Genomic DNA, 14,845 nt, shown 5'->3' on the forward strand with positions numbered 1-14,845 from the left:
GGGGCTCACCGCACCACCCGGAGTTGCAGGGTCGGATGCTCGGCGCCGATCTCCCGAAGCAGGGCGGCCTGTTCGTACGACAGGGACCGGCCGGCCAGCGCGGGCGCGGCTCCGTTCTCCCCGTTCTCACCGCGCTCCCCGTTCTCACCAATCTCACCGTCTGCCCCGTTCCCGTCCTCGCCGTCGCGGCCGGGCGGCTGGAAGACGGCGCGGTAGTCGGGCTCCGCCAGCAGCTCCCCGTGCGGGGCGAGCGCCCGCAGCTTCCCGCCCTCCAGCCAGGCGACGAGATCGGCGCCGGCGGCCGTGGACATGCGGTGGGCGACGATCAGCCGCGTGCTGCCGCGCAGCGCGCGGTCGAGCGCCGCGGTGATCTCCGCCTCGGTCGCGCTGTCGACACTGGAGGTCGCGTCGTCCAGCACCACGAGCCTGCTGTCCCGGCACGCTACCCGCGCCAGCCCCAGCCGCTGCAACTCGCCGCCGGACAGCCGCACCTGGTGCAGCGGCGTCCGCAGCCCGTACGGCAGCCGGTGCACGAACGCCGCCGCGGAGCTGTCCTCCAGGGCCGCGCTCACCCGCTCCCGGTCGGGCGGCCGGTCGGCGTACGCGAGGGCGTCACCGAGGGTGTCCCCGAGCAGCACCGGACGCTCGAAGGCGTAACCGACGGCGTGGCGCAGCTCGTCGGGGCGCACCTCGTCGACAGGCGCGCCGTCCAGCAGCACCTGCCCCGAGTCCGGCCGCAGCAGCCCGCCCGCGACCTCCGTCAGCGTGGACTTCCCCGAGCCGGACGCGCCGATGACCGCCACGCTCCGGCCGGCGGGCACCTCCAGGTCGACGCCGGTGAGAAGCGCGTTGCCGTCCCGTACGACATGCACGTCGCGCAGCGTCAGCTGCCCGTTGCCCGGCGGCAGCGGACGGGTGCCGGGCGACGGCGCCCGCTCCTCGTACAGCTCCGCGATGCGCTCCGCGGAGCCGCGCGCACGGGCGAACACGGCGAGGATCATGGTCTGTTTGAGCAGCCCGAGCGCGTACTCCAAGTACACCTGGGAGGCGAGGAGTTCGCCCGGAGTGATGCGGCCCTTCAGCAGCCCGTAGCCCCCGACGGCCAGCACGGCGATCTGGAGCAGCGGCGTCAGCAGCCCGGCGTGCCAGATCGCCCGTCGCTGGATCTCCCAGAACCCCATCCCCGAGGCACGCAGCCGCGGCAGCGGGGCGAGCACCCGTTCCACCTCCTGCTCGGCCGTGCCGACCGCGCGGATCGTGCGCGCGCCGCGCAGCGCGTCGACGAAGCGCTCCGACACCTCGCCGTGGATGCCCTGATACTCGGCGGTCGCGGAGCCGACGTCGCTCATCAGCCGCCGCGTCAGCCACCACATCAGCGGCGCGCCGACGGCGAACGCCAGCGCCAGCCGCGCGTCGATGAGGAACAGCGCCACCAGCCCGCCGACCGACGTCAGCGCCGACGTGACCAGTACCACGAGCGTCTGCCCCGCGGTCGCCGTGACGTGCGTCGACTCCAGCAGCCTGCTGAGCAGGTCGCCCTGCCCGTACATGCGGCGCCCGCCGGAGCCCAGCGCCAGCGCGTGGTGCAGGATGCTGCGCCGCAGACTCAGCGCGGAGAACGCGACGGACCGCTTCTCCAGCACCTCGCGCGCGATCTCGCACGCCGTGGCCGCCACGAGCAGCCCGCACACGTACCACAGTGCCCGCGTGCCCGACGCGTCGCCGATCGCCGCGTCCAGCGCCGCGGCGAGGGCGGCGGGCAGCATCAGTCGGGAGACCGGGTCCAGGACGGCGACGGCGAGCAGGCCCACGCCGCTGCCGCCCGTCGCACGCAGCCCGTCGAGCACCACTCGGTCACTGGAGCGCACCTGTCCCCCTGCTCGTCGCGGTCGGCCGCCCCCTGGTCGGTGCTGCCCCTGCCGTACGGCTCGGCCGCTCGTGCGGCAGGGGCGTGGTGCCGGTGCGCTGAGGGGGGTCACACGCACCGGCGCACCCGGCGGCCCCTCCGTACCTCCCCTCAGAAGAACGGCAGTCGGCCGCCGGCCCGCGGACCTCGGCTGAACGCCGCGCTGCCGGGGGCTCGCCGCAGAGCACGCAGGCCCGTGGCGGAACGTTGGGGTGTGCCCCGCCGCGGCCGTCTCTCCGGCTGGTGGGGAACGCTGCCAGCGGGCCGTGGTGCGGGCGTGGTGGCCGCGTTGCAGCGACGTTGTGCCGTGCGCGCGCCGGTGCGCGGGGCCCCTCGGGGGCGTACGCATGCCGTACGGGTTGCACGGATGATGAGACGATGGCCGGGTGAACCGTCAGGAACCGAGGAAGAGCCGCATGCCGAAGGCCGAGCACACCACCGACACCGACGAGTCCCCCCTGGCCGCTGCCGCTGCCTCCGCCGCCGAGCCGGGCGGGACGTCGGGCAGGGTCCAGTCGCTGGAGCGGGCGATCACCCTGCTGCAGGCGACGGCCGACAGCGCCCCGGACGGCGAAACGGCCGCGAACCTGGCCGTGCGCTGCGGGCTCAATCGCGCCACCGCCTGGCGGCTGCTGTCCACGCTGGAGCAGTACGGGATGGTGGAGCGCGGCCCCGTCTCCAACCGCTACACGATCGGCTTCGCCGTCGCCCGCATGGCCTCGACCGCCGGCTTCGACGGGCTGATCCGCCGAGCCCACGGCACGCTGCGCCGGGTCAGCGAGCAGACGGGCGAGACCGCCAACCTCGCGGTGGTGCGGCAGCTCGGGCTGACGTACGTCGACGAGGTGGCCCCGCCGGTCGTGCTGAGCGCCAGGTGGCTGGACCGGAAGGTGCCGCTGCACGCCACGTCCACCGGGAAGGCGCTGCTCGCCTGGCTGCCCGCGGAGGAGGCGGAGTCCCTGCTCGCCGGGCCGCTGGACGCGTACACGGACACCACCGTCACCGACCGGGCGCGGCTGCTCGACCAGCTGGAGCAGACGCGGAAGGACGGGTACAGCGTCTGCGTGGGCGAGATGGAGCGGAACCTCTACGGCGTCTCCGCGCCGGTGCTCGGCAGCAGCGGCCGGCCGTTTGCCGTGGTCAGCATCTGGGGGCCGCAGGACCGCGTGCCCGAGTCGCGGTTCGGCACGCTGGGGCCGCTCGCGCGGGCGGCGGCGGAGGAGATCGCGCGGGTCGCCGGGGGGCTGTGAGGAGCGGCGGGGTTGTTCAATTGGTGCGACGCTCGCTCGTATGGTGAAACCGTGTGGCCTTGAGATTCCCCCTGCGCGCGGCTAGGGTCGCGGAGGCTTCCGCCACCCCGCCCTCCGCGGAGGCACCCCCGAACAGATCCGCAAGGGTCCGCACAGACCCGCAGAGATCCGCAGAGATCCGCAGAGATCCGCAGAGAGGAACCCGAGCGCCATGAACCAGGACGTCATCATCACGTGCGCCCTCACCGGCGCCGGCGACACCGTGCGCAAGAGCCCGCACGTCCCCGTCACCCCCGAGCAGATCGCCGCCTCGGCGGTGGAGGCCGCCGCGGCCGGTGCCGCCGCGGTCCACATCCACGTACGCGACCCCGGGACGGGAGCGCCCTCCCGCGACCCGCGGCTGTACCGCGAGGTCGTCGAGCGCATCAAGGAGACCGGGACCGACGTCGTCATCAACCTCACCGCCGGCATGGGCGGCGACCTGGTCATCGACCCGCGGGAACCGCTCACGCAGCTCCCCGGCACCGACCTGGTCGGCGGTCTGGAGCGGCTGCCGCACGTCGAGGACCTGCTGCCGGACATCTGCACGCTCGACTGCGGCTCGCTCAACTTCGGCGACGGGTCGAACCTCTACGTCTCCACGCCCGACATGCTCCGTACGGGCGCCAAGCGCGTCCAGGAGTTGGGCGTACGGCCCGAGCTGGAGATCTTCGACACCGGGCAGCTGTGGTTCGCAAAGCAGCTGCTCGCCGAGGGCCTGCTGGACGACCCGACCGTGTTCCAGCTGTGCATGGGCATCCCGTGGGGCGCGCCCGCGGACCCGGGAGTGCTGCAGTCGATGGTCAACATGCTGCCGGACGGCGCCCAGTGGGCCAGCTTCGCGCTGGGCCGCATGCAGATGCCGTGGGTGGCGCAGTCGGTGCTGCTCGGCGGCCACGTACGGGTCGGGCTCGAGGACAACCTCTATCTGGCCAAAGGCGTCAAGGCGACCAACGCCCAGCTGGTGGAGCGTGCCGTGACGCTCGTCGAGGCGATGGGGGCGCGGGTCGCGACCCCCGACGAGGCGCGGCGCACGCTCGGCCTCAAGCCGCGCGGCTGAGTCCCGGTCCAGGCTCCGGCCCCGGCCCCGCTCACCGGCCCGCACCAGCCCGCCTCCCGCCACCGCAGTCACCCCTCCAAGGAGCCCCCGATGACGGAGACTTCCGCCCCCACTCCCTCCGCCGGCCCCGCGCACGCGTCCGCACCGGCGCCCGCACCTGCCGACGTACGCCGCGTCGCCTGCGTCGGCGCCGGCGTGATCGGCGGCGGCTGGGTCGCCCACTTCCTGGCCCGCGGCTACGACGTCACCGCCTGGGATCCGGCGGCCGACGCCGAGCCCCGGCTGCGCCGGCTCGTCGACGCGGCGTGGCCCGCACTCGGACAGCTCGGCCTCGCCCCCGGCGCCTCCGCGAGCCGCCTCACGGTCGCCGCGACGCTCGAAGAGGCGGTGGCCGGGGCCCAGTTCGTCCAGGAGAGCGCACCGGAGAAGCTCGAACTCAAGCGGGAACTGCTGGGCAAGCTGGACGCCGCCACGCCCGCCGGAGTCGTCATCGCCTCCTCCACCTCGGGCTATCCGATGACCGACATGCAGACCGAGGCGGACACCCCGGGCCGGCTGGTCGTGGGCCACCCGTTCAACCCGCCGTACCTCATCCCGCTCGTCGAGGTCGTCGGCGGCGAACGGACGGACCCGGCGGCGGTGCGGTGGGCGTCCGCCTTCTACGAGGCGGCGGGCAAGTCCGTCATCACCATGGACCGCGAGGTCCCCGGCTTCATCGCCAACCGCCTTCAGGAGGCCCTGTGGCGGGAGGCCCTGCACATGGTCGCCAACGGCGAGGCGACGGTCCGCGACATCGACCTCTCCATCACCGAGGGACCGGGCCTGCGCTGGGCCGTCATGGGCCCGATGCTCACCTTCGCCCTCGCGGGCGGCGAGGGCGGAATGGCCCACATGCTCGACCACTTCGGCCCGTCCCTGAAGTCCCCGTGGACCCGGCTGGACGCGCCGGAGCTGGACCGCGCGCTGTACGACGCGGTCGTCGCCGGCTGCGACGACGCGGCCGACGGCCGTACGATCGCCGACCTCGTTGCCGAACGCGACCGGGACGTCATCTCCGTCCTGCGCGCCACCGGCCGGCTGCCCGGGGCGGGTTCCGGCGCCGGGGAAGGGGCGGATGCCGAATGAGCCTGCCGCTGTTCCGCGAGACCGTGCGCCCGGAGTGGATCGACTACAACGGCCACATGTCGGAGGCGTACTACGTCCTGGTCTTCGGCTACGCCACGGACGCGCTGATGGACCGTACGGGGATGGACGCCGCGTACCGCGCGAGCACCGGCTGCTCGATGTACACCGTCGAGTCCCACATCCGCTATCTGCGCGACGTTCCGGACGGCGCGTCCCTCGCCGTACGCACACGGGTACTGGGCGCGGCCGGGAAGAAGGCGCGCTTCACCCACGAGCTGTACGTCGTCACCGGCCCGCGGGCGGAGCCGGCAGCAGACGCCGGCCCCGTCGCCACCACGGAACTCCTCGCCCTCCACGTGGACCAGGAGGCCGGCCGCGCGACACCGTTCCCCGGCCACGTACGCGACCGCCTCACGGCGCTGACGGAGGCCCCGCCCGGGTGGGCGGGCCGCTCGATCGCGGCACCCTGACACCCCGCGGGCCGGGCGTCAGACGCGTGCCGTGAACCTCACCTCGACCAGCAGCTGCGGGAAGGCCAGCCGAGGCGTGCCGACCATCGTGCTCGCGACCTGCGGGTCCGGACGGCCGTACGCTTCCTTGCGTACCGGCCCCGCCGCGGCGTCGGCCGCGTCGACATCGCGTGCGTAGATGACCTCTTCGACGACGTCGTCCAGCGAGGCGCCGAAACTCCGGAGCAGTTCCGCCGCGTTGGCATAGCACTGGCGCAGCTGCTCGGCGGTGCGGGTGAAATCGGTGACCCGGCCGTCGTCGTCGACCGGGGCGGGGGCGACGAGTTCCGTGCCGTCGTGGGCCACCTGGCCGGAGAGATAGACGGTGTCACCGCGCCGGACCGCCTGAACGTACCCGTACTTCTCCTCCCAAGGGACTCCGTGGCGTGCGACCTGGATTGCGTTGCTCATGGCGTTCCGATCCTCAAAGAGCGTGTTCCGGTGGGACTCCCACGAAGCTATGGGCCAGGTCAGGGGCGGACCAGCGGCGACAGTGCCACTTCCGGCAAGGATTGTGCCGCCCGCCGGGGCCGAGTCGCGCACTCGTAGGCTGGAGGGCACAGGGGGAGAGAGGGGGAGCCGGCATTGCGGTCCGAGAACGGAACGACCGCTGTCGCGGTCCTCGCGCTGCCGCGGGCGTACGCGCTGGACGTCAGCATCGCGACGCACGTGTTCGGCAGGCACCCGGACTACCGGGTTTTCGTGTGCGGAGCTCACGACCCGGGAGCCGCCGAAGGTACGGGAGCCGCCGACGGTACGGGCGGCGGTACGGCCGCCGGTACGGGCGGCGGGCCGCCGTACGCCGGAGTGGCCGCGGAGATCAGGCCGACGCACCCGCTCGCCGGTGCGGAGGACGCCGACGTCGTCGTGGTGCCGGGCTACGAGGACCCGCAGCTGCCCGTACCCGGGGAATACCTGAGGGCACTGCGGGCCGCCGTCGAACGCGGTGCCCGTGTGGTCGCCGTCTGCACGGGCGTGTTCGCGCTCGCGGCAGGCGGACTGCTGAAGGGAAAGTCGGCCACGACGCACTGGCGCCACACCGGTCAACTCCGTGCGCTGTACCCCGAAATCGACGTCGTCGAGAACCGGCTGTTCGTCGAGGACGGGACGTTTCTCACCTCCGCGGGCGGGGGAGCGGGAATTGACGCGTGCCTCCACATCGTCCAGACGGATTTCGGGGCCGCGGTCGCGGACGGCGTGGCGAAAGAGGTCGTCTTCTCCACGGTCCGCGGCTCGGACGAGCCCCAGTACGCGGATGTTCCGACCCCTCCCCGCGAAAGCCTCCGCGCGACGCGGGAATGGGTGCTCGAGAACATCGGCTCGGCGATCACCGTGCAGCGGATGGCGGACCACAGCCTGCTGTCGCGGAGAACCTTCAACCGGCGTTTCGCGCGCGAGACGGGAATGCCGCCCATGCGGTGGGTCGCGCGGCAGCGGATTCTCCACGCGCGCCGGCTCCTGGAAGCCTCCGACTGGTCCGTCGAAAGGATCGCCGCGGCGGCCGGATTCGGCACGGCCGCGAATTTCCGTACGGTCTTCCGCCGGGAGGTGGGGGTCACCCCGACCGCGTACCGGGCGTCTTACGGCCCGGCTGCGGGCCCGGCCTCGCAGGGCGTGACGCCGTAGGCCCCGGTCAGTCCAGACAGAACTCGTTCCCCTCGGGGTCGGTCATCACGATGAAGCCGGCGCTCATCGGGGGAGCGGGCTCGTCACGGCGTACGCGCGCCGCGCCCAGCGCGACGAGCCGCTCGCACTCGGTCTCCAGCGCCGCCATCCGCTCCTTCCCCTCCAGCCCGGGAGCGGCGCGTACGTCGAGATGGACGCGGTTCTTGACGACCTTGTCCTCCGGCACCTGCTGGAAGAACAGCCGCGGGCCCCGCCCGTCCGGATCCTCGACGGCCGACTTCGTGTTGCGCTGCTCCTCCGGTACGCCGATGCGCGTGAGGAAGTCGTCCCAGGCGGCCAGGGGATCGGCGCCCTCGGGCAGTTCGACACCGGGCGGGCCGGGGTGGACGTAGCCGAGCACGTCGCGCCAGAAGGACGACAGCGCGCGCGGGTCGTGGGCGTCGAAGGTGACCTGGACGTGGCGGCTCATGGCGTGGCTCCGTTCGTGGCGGGATTCGCGACGGACTCCACCCTGACCCCTCCTGCGGACAGGAACCGTCCGCAGGAGCCGGGCCGCGGCGGACGGCGACCGTCCCGCCTCACCGGCGTGACCTCGCATGCCCGGCGGCCAGGCGCTCGCCGTACAGGTCCGTGATGTCGCCCTTGCCGCTATTGTCGGCCCATGTCTTCGACGCGGCATCCAGGCGGGGTGTTCCGGGCCACGTAGACGGTGTTGGTCGCCATCCCGCCCTGGAGCGGGTTGTCGAACTCGACGACGTGGGCCTCCGCCTGCGCGAAGACCCGCGTGAGCGCCAAGGTGAACTCGTCGTCCGGCGGGTCGTTCGACCACAGGGCGAAGACACCGCCGGGGTGCAGGAGTTCGGCGAGGGTGCGCAGTCCGGACGGCTCGTAGAGCGCGGCGTGCCGCGGGTGCAGCACGTGCCGGGGCGAGTGGTCGATGTCGAGCAGTACGGCGTGGAAGCGGCGGCCCGGCTCGTACGGGTCGAGGCCGTGCGGGTCGGCGACCGACGCGAAGAAGTCGCCGTGGACCAGACGGCAGCGCGGGTCGGAGGTGAGCGGGCCGCCGAGCGGCACCAGCCCCCGTTCGTGCCACTCGATGACCTCGCCGAGCGCCTCCACGACGATCAGCGAGCGCACCCGCGGATCGTCCAGCGCCGTCTGCGCGGTGTACCCGAGGCCGAGTCCGCCGACGGCGACGTCGAGTTCGGCGTCCGGCGCCGCCTCCGCGAGGCCGAGCCTGGTCAGCGCGATCTCCCCGGCCGTGAAGAGACTGGACATGAGGAACTCGTCGCCGAGCTTCACCTCGTACACGTCCTCGCCGGACACCGGTTCCCGCCGGCGCCGCAGGCTGATGTCGCCCATCGGCGTGGGCCGCCAGTCGATCTCCTCGAAACGTGCGCTCATGCGTTGGCCCTTCCTGGAGTGCGCGGCGCCGGTCCGACGCCGGGTGGCCACGGGGTGACCGGCCCGCCCGGCGCTGCCGGGGAGTCCCGCCATGATCCCTTGCCGGCGGGCGGTCCTCGTATGGGCGGTGCCACCCGCGCCACCCGCCGCACGGCGGGAAGGGCCGGGCAGCACTTGTCAGGGACGCTCCGGAGAGGTGTCCTGGAAGTGGACCGGGGGCATCGGAGAGACGCGGAGCAACGGTCCCGACAGACCGCTCACCGCGCAATCAGGGCCCGCGAGAAGTGGGCGCCCTCGGTCCGCCGACGCGTTGGTCCGGGACGGCGGTGCCGTCCCGGCGGCGCACCGAGGAGGTACGACCATGACCCGCACCGTCACCGTGGGCCTGGACGGTTCCCGCGAGAGCCATGCCGCGGCCCGCTGGGCGGCACGCGAGGCGCTGCGCCGCTCGGCCCGCCTGGAGCTCGTACTCGCCTGGGAGAACGACCCGTACCCGTACGCGACCGCCGCAGACGAGAGCGCCGAACGGACCGTACGCGAGGCGGCCGCGGACCTCTCCCGCCGGTACCCCGCGCTGGAGACGCGCACCCGGTGCCTGTCCGGACGGCCGTCGAAGATGCTGGTCGGCGCGGCGGAGGAGGCGGACCTGCTCGTTCTCGGGTCGCGCGGGCTGGGGCTCGCGGTGGGGTTCCTCGTCGGGTCCGTGGCCCTGCCCGTCGTGGCGCACGTGAGCCGCCCGGTGGTTCTCGTACGGGCGGGGGCGGCCGCGCCGTACGGGGACGGGCCGCCGGACGAGGCGGAACCGGCCGGGGAGATCGTGGTGGGCCTGGACCTCGACCGCCCGCCCGAGGAACCACTGACCTTCGCCTTCGAGACGGCCGCGCGCTGGGCCGCCCGGCTGCGCGTCGTGCACGGCTGGGGCCTGCCGCCCGCCTACGGCGCCCGCGAGTCGGCCGTACCGGAGAGCCTGGCCGAGGAGATGACCGGGGAGAAGGACGAGGCGCTGCGCATGCTGCTGCTGCCCTGGCGGGACAAGTGGCCGGAGGTGGACGTGGACCGCCAGGTCAGCCTCGGATGGCCGGCCCGCGAACTGCTCCAGGCGTCGTCGGGGGCGCCCCTGGTGGTCGTGGGCCGCAGGCGCCGTACAGCTCCGGTCGGCACGCGCATCGGGTCCGTCACCCACGCCGTCCTGCACCACACGGAGGCGCCGGTCGCCGTCGTACCGCACGACTGAGGCCCTGACCGATCAGGCCCTCACCGAATGAGACTTCACCGGCTGGAGCCCTCACCGACCGGACCCTGCGGACGGTCCGAAGGGGCGGCGCCTCAACCCCTGGGGCGGCGCCGCCCGTTCAGCTCACGCGGATCGCGGAGATGTCGAACTCGAGCTTGATCTTCTCGCCGACGAGGACGCCGCCGGTCTCCAGCCTCGCGTTCCAGATGAGGCCCCAGTCGCTGCGGTTGACGATCGCGGAGCCGTCGAAGCCGGCCCGCTCCACGCCGAACGCGTCGATCACGGAACCCGAGTACAGCAGGTCGATGGTCACCGGGTTCGTACGGTCGCGGATGGTGAGGGCACCGGTCATGCGGTAGACGTCCTCCTCGACCTGCACGGCCTGCGTGCTGCGGAACGTCATGACCGGGAACAGGCCCGCGTCGAAGAAGTCCGCGCTGCGCAGGTGTTCGTCGCGCTGTTCGACTCGCGTGTCGACGCTGCTGACGTCGACGACGACCTCCGCGGTCGACGCCTCGGGGTGTTCTCCGTCGAGACGGATACGGCCCTCGAACGAGGTGAAGATCCCCCGGACCCGGGTGATCATCGCGTGCCGGGCGGCAAAGCCCACGCTGCTGTGCGCGGGGTCGAAGACCCAGTCACCCGTGAGTTTGCTCAGGGCCAGATTCTCCTGCCGCCGAGGACCGGCGGCCTGTACCGTGGGAGGTTCCGGAAGAGAACTGCTGGGAACGAGACTTGCATTGCGGCGGCGACGGCGTGTGAAGAGTCCCATATACTTCCCTCTAGCTTTCGTACGTGTGGATCATGCCAGCGGGGACGGGTTTCAGCCACCCGGCGGACCGCGTATTTTTGGTGCAGGTTCCTGCAACATGCGCTGCGCGAACGCCGTTCAGCGGGCCATTCCGGGCATTGCGTAAACTGCGTCGCTATGCCATTTCCTGACGGTTTCGCCGGCAGCCCGGGATACGTCCTGAAGGCGCCCCGGCTCCGGGTGCCGGAGCAGTCGCCCCGGCCTCGTGGCCACTTCGCGCCACGCGGGGCCGAGGTCCCGGCTGTGCCGGATCACCGCCGGATCGCCGCACCGGGCCCGGGAGTTGGGGGGCACGCGCCCGTACGGCAGGCCTGCGGGCCCGCTCGGAGAGCACCGGGCGGCGGAACGATTCGGCGGATTACCGGAATTCCCCGTTGTGCGCTCTCTCAACGGGACCAAGGGCTCCAGTCCGGACATCTCGCGACGGGCCGTACGAGATCTTCGCCGCGATCACCCGTCTCGCAGTGCCCACCGCGGGCGCATTCCGCGGCCGCGGCCCTGGCGTGGATCTCCGTCGTTCCAGCAGGCACGGGAATTCCTTTCGTTTTCAACGAAGTTCCGCCGGCCTGTTCCGGCCGCGGCAACCGTGAGCCGGAAAGTACCCGCGCCCCCGCACTCGGATGCGACTCCCCGCGGCGAGAACTGAGATAAACCCCAGTAATTCCTGTGCTGTGGCCCGCGCGGAGAACGCTGCGTGCTCACTCATACACGCGTGGAACATGTACCACGCACGCGGGTTTTCCGCGTATTCCGAAGTCCGGAGCCAGTGCGCGGTGCACGGCGCACGGAGCCGATGAGATCCAGGTCACATCGCGGTGGGCCCGTGTCACAGCCCGGACCCGCGCCTTCGTCGTAGGGGCAGGAGACTCCTACGAAAGGCACGGAATGTCCGAGACCACGTCAGCGAGTGGTGGCCGCCCGGGAGCGAGCGGCGGCGGGCGCGGGCGCGCGACCACCGGGGAGCGGGTCGCCGACTGGGCGGACGGCAGGCTGGGGATCTACGGCCTCGGCCGGAAGTATCTGCGCAAGGTCTTCCCCGACCACTGGTCGTTCCTGCTGGGCGAGATCTGCCTGTGGAGCTTCGTCGTCCTCATCCTCACCGGCGTCTATCTGACGCTGTTCTTCCAGCCGTCGATGAACGAGGTGGTGTACCACGGGAGTTACGCCCCGCTCAACGGCGTGGTGATGTCGGAGGCGTACGCCTCGACCCTCGACATCAGCTTCGACGTACGCGGCGGGCTGCTGGTACGGCAGATGCACCACTGGTCGGCCCTCATCTTCATCGCCGGCCTGATGGTCCACATGATGCGCCACTTCTTCACCGGCTCGTTCCGCAAGCCCCGCGAGGTCAACTGGCTCATCGGCTGGACGCTGCTCGTACTGGCCCTCTTCGAGGGGCTGTTCGGCTACTCGCTCCCGGACGACCTGCTCTCCGGCGCCGGACTGCGGCTGGTGGAGGCCGCGACCCTGTCGGTGCCGGTGGTCGGCTCGTACCTCTCGTTCTTCATCTTCGGCGGCGAGTTCCCCACGGGGGACAGCGGCGAGATCATCCCGCGTCTCTACGCCGTGCACATCCTGCTGATCCCGGCGCTCATGGTGGCGCTGGTCGTCGCGCATCTGATCCTGGTCTTCCACCACAAGCACACGCAGTTCCCCGGGCCCGGCCGGACCGAACGGAACGTCGTCGGCGCCCCGTTCATGCCTGTCTACCTCGCCAAGGCCGGCGGCTTCTTCATGATGGTCTTCGGCCTGCTGGCGGCCATCGCCGCGACGGTGACGATCAACCCGGTGTGGGTGTACGGCCCGTACCGGCCCGACCAGGTCTCCACCAACGCCCAGCCCGACTGGTACCTCGGCTTCGCCGAGGGCATGGTCCGCATCATGCCCGCCTGGGAGATCGACGCCTGGGGGCACACACTCAACCTCGGCCTGTTCATCCCGATCGTCGCGTTCCCGTTGCTGCTCGTGCTCCTCGCCGTCTACCCGTTCATCGAGGCGTGGGCCACCGGCGACCGGCGCGAGCACCACCTGCTGGACCGGCCGCGCAACCACCCGGTGCGTACGGGCATCGGCGCAGCCTGGATCTCGCTGTACCTGCTGTTCCTCCTGGGCGGCGGCAACGATCTGGCGGCCACCCAGCTGCACTTGTCGATCAACACGGTCACCTGGGCGCTGCGGATCGGGGTGTTCGCGGTCCCCGTCGCCGTCTTCGTCGCCACCCACCGGATCTGCCTGGGCCTCCAGCGGCGCGACCGGGAGAAGGTGCTGCACGGGCGCGAGACCGGCGTGATCAAACGGCTGCCGCACGGCGAGTACGTGGAGGTGCACGCACCGCTGACCGCGGCGGAGCGCCACACGCTGACCGCCCACGAGCAGCCGCGCCCGCTCGAGGCGGGCCCGTCGGAGGACGCGAACGGCGTCGTACGGCCGGTCCGCCGCGCGGCGCGGGTACGGGCGCTGGTCTCGCGCGGGCTGTACGGGAAGGGGGCGTACGTGCGGAAGCCGACGGCCGGGGAGTACCGGCGCCTGCACGGGACTTCGGGGCACGGCACCTCCGGGCGGCCGGACGGGGACGCGGACCCGGCTCCCGGTCCGGACACGGGCGCCGTGGCGACGGCGGAGCCGGGCGGGCAGCCACCGGCCGACGCTTGACCGGCCGGGGGGCCGGTGGCCACCCCCGGCGGCTTTGCCATCTCTTTACAACGCGTTCCGCCGCCGCCTCGTCTCTCTTCCCGATCCGCAACCCAGCCTGCTGCCGTACGAACGCGGGCGGACCGACGAAAGAGAGCGATTCATGCGCCGAACAGCCTCCAGCGCCCTGGCACTCGCGTGCACCGCCGTGCTCGCGAGCGCCGTGCCCGCGTTCGCCGACGACGGGTCCCCGACCCCCAGCCCGACGCAGACGAGCGTCCCGACGGACACCGCGACCCCGAGCCCGGAGCCGACGGTGACCGACTCCGCGACTCCCAGCGAGGCCCCGAGCGCCGCCCCCAGCACCGCATCGACCGAGGACGGCAAGCCCAGCGAGGTCCCCGTCGTACCGGAGGGAGCGCCCGACACCGGCGCGACGCAGGACTCGGCGAACGACGGCGGCAAGGGTGAACTGATCGGCGGGGGAGCCGCCGGGGCGCTCGCCCTGGGCGGGGCGGCGGTCTATCTCGTACGCCGGCGGAGGGCGGCGGCCGGCGAATGACCGTGCCCTCCAGGCGCGTCTTCGCCGCCGCGGCGGCGGCCTCGCTGCTCGCCGGCTGCGGCGGCAACTCGTCCGGCGGGGACGGCCCGGCACGTTCCGGAAGCGCGCCGCCGTCCGCGCCGCCGTCCGCGAAGGCGTCCGGGAAACCGTCCGGGAGGAGCCCCGGGAGGACGGCGCCTGCCCTCCGGCGGTCGGTCCCGGTCAGCCTGGAGATCCCGGCCATCGGGGTCGACACCCCGGTCATGGGACTCGGGCTGGCCGCGGACGGCACCGTGCAGGTCCCGCCGGTCACGGAGCACGACCGCGCGGGCTGGTACCGGCACTCGCCGACGCCGGGCCAGGTCGGCCCCTCGGTGATCCTCGGCCACGTCTCCGTCGGCTCGTACGGGGACGGCGTGTTCCACCGCCTCGTACGGCTGCGCCGGGGCGACCGGGTCACGGCGCGCCTGGAGAACGGCACGGCGGCGGTGTTCAGCGTCAGCGGCGTACGCACCGTCCCCCAGGCGGAGTTCCCGACGGAGGACGTCTACGGGAACGTCGGCCGCCCGGAACTGCGTCTCATCACGTGCGGCGGCCCCCGTACCGGCGACGGATACCGCGACAGCGTGATCGCGTTCGCCGCGCTGAGTTCCGCGCTGAATTCCTCGCGGAGTTCCTCAAGTCCCTGACCAGCCGGCCGGGTTACGGC

Annotated in this window: 14 protein-coding genes; 9 read left to right on the forward strand and 5 right to left on the reverse strand. The window is 72.6% G+C overall.

Translation table 11 applies throughout. The features are described from left to right. Positions 1–5: 5 nt before the first annotated feature. On the reverse strand, positions 6–1,868 hold the full coding sequence (locus tag DVA86_RS08525) for an ABC transporter ATP-binding protein (protein ID WP_208877075.1): 1,863 nt from the start codon (positions 1,866–1,868) through the stop codon (positions 6–8). 454 nt (positions 1,869–2,322) lie between these two features. On the opposite strand from DVA86_RS08525, the gene DVA86_RS08530 reads away from it, so the two are divergent. The 4 genes from DVA86_RS08530 (at position 2,323) to DVA86_RS08545 (ending at position 5,850) form a co-directional block, all read left to right on the forward strand. After that, a complete protein-coding gene (locus DVA86_RS08530; protein WP_208877076.1) occupies positions 2,323–3,156 on the forward strand; it encodes an IclR family transcriptional regulator in 834 nt (277 codons plus the stop codon). A gap of 211 nt (positions 3,157–3,367) precedes the next feature. After that, positions 3,368–4,255 (forward strand): beta-keto acid cleavage family enzyme, encoded by an 888-nt coding sequence (locus tag DVA86_RS08535; protein WP_208877077.1) that lies wholly within the window; start codon positions 3,368–3,370, stop codon positions 4,253–4,255. A 90-nt stretch (positions 4,256–4,345) separates the two neighbouring features. Further along, entirely contained in the window at positions 4,346–5,380 is a 1,035-nt protein-coding gene (locus tag DVA86_RS08540) for a 3-hydroxyacyl-CoA dehydrogenase NAD-binding domain-containing protein (protein ID WP_208877079.1), read from the forward strand. Next, positions 5,377–5,850 carry a thioesterase family protein gene (locus DVA86_RS08545; protein WP_208877081.1) on the forward strand — a complete coding sequence of 158 codons (474 nt, stop codon included), beginning with the start codon at positions 5,377–5,379 and terminating at the stop codon, positions 5,848–5,850. Before DVA86_RS08540 ends, DVA86_RS08545 begins: the two co-directional genes overlap by 4 nt. 18 nt (positions 5,851–5,868) lie before the next feature. Here DVA86_RS08545 and DVA86_RS08550 read toward each other — a convergent pair whose 3' ends face one another. Beyond that, positions 5,869–6,300, reverse strand: coding sequence for a Rid family hydrolase (locus DVA86_RS08550; protein WP_208877083.1), 432 nt, complete (start codon positions 6,298–6,300; stop codon positions 5,869–5,871). Positions 6,301–6,474: 174 nt separating this feature from the next. Here DVA86_RS08550 and DVA86_RS08555 point away from each other — a divergent pair, with 174 nt between their 5' ends. Then, positions 6,475–7,515 (forward strand): GlxA family transcriptional regulator, encoded by a 1,041-nt coding sequence (locus DVA86_RS08555; protein WP_208877084.1) that lies wholly within the window; start codon positions 6,475–6,477, stop codon positions 7,513–7,515. Positions 7,516–7,522: 7 nt separating this feature from the next. Here the strand turns inward: DVA86_RS08555 and DVA86_RS08560 are convergent, their stop codons facing one another. Continuing rightward, entirely contained in the window at positions 7,523–7,984 is a 462-nt protein-coding gene (locus DVA86_RS08560; protein ID WP_208877086.1) for a VOC family protein, read from the reverse strand. A gap of 179 nt (positions 7,985–8,163) precedes the next feature. Then, on the reverse strand, positions 8,164–8,919 hold the full coding sequence (locus DVA86_RS08565) for a polyamine aminopropyltransferase (protein ID WP_208877087.1): 756 nt from the start codon (positions 8,917–8,919) through the stop codon (positions 8,164–8,166). Between the two features lie 361 nt (positions 8,920–9,280). On the opposite strand from DVA86_RS08565, the gene DVA86_RS08570 reads away from it, so the two are divergent. Further along, entirely contained in the window at positions 9,281–10,153 is an 873-nt protein-coding gene (locus DVA86_RS08570) for a universal stress protein (protein ID WP_208877089.1), read from the forward strand. Positions 10,154–10,271: 118 nt separating this feature from the next. Here the strand turns inward: DVA86_RS08570 and DVA86_RS08575 are convergent, their stop codons facing one another. After that, positions 10,272–10,925: a YceI family protein gene (locus DVA86_RS08575; protein ID WP_208877090.1), complete on the reverse strand. Its 654-nt coding sequence runs from the start codon at positions 10,923–10,925 to the stop codon at positions 10,272–10,274. A gap of 924 nt (positions 10,926–11,849) precedes the next feature. Between DVA86_RS08575 and qcrB the strand changes: the two genes are divergently transcribed. The 3 genes from qcrB (at position 11,850) to DVA86_RS08590 (ending at position 14,825) form a co-directional block, all read left to right on the forward strand. Next, complete coding sequence (gene qcrB, locus DVA86_RS08580; protein ID WP_208877091.1) at positions 11,850–13,616, forward strand: cytochrome bc1 complex cytochrome b subunit; 1,767 nt, start codon at positions 11,850–11,852, stop codon at positions 13,614–13,616. Between the two features lie 142 nt (positions 13,617–13,758). Next, the gene (locus DVA86_RS08585; protein WP_208877092.1) at positions 13,759–14,157 is read left to right on the forward strand and encodes a Tat pathway signal sequence domain protein; all 399 of its coding nucleotides are present in this window, start codon (positions 13,759–13,761) and stop codon (positions 14,155–14,157) included. Next, complete coding sequence (locus DVA86_RS08590) at positions 14,154–14,825, forward strand: class F sortase (RefSeq protein WP_208877093.1); 672 nt, start codon at positions 14,154–14,156, stop codon at positions 14,823–14,825. The genes DVA86_RS08585 and DVA86_RS08590 overlap by 4 nt, the downstream gene beginning before the upstream one ends. Positions 14,826–14,845 lie beyond the last annotated feature (20 nt).

Origin of the sequence: Streptomyces armeniacus (assembly GCF_003355155.1) — a bacterium.
Lineage (GTDB): Bacteria > Actinomycetota > Actinomycetes > Streptomycetales > Streptomycetaceae > Streptomyces > Streptomyces armeniacus.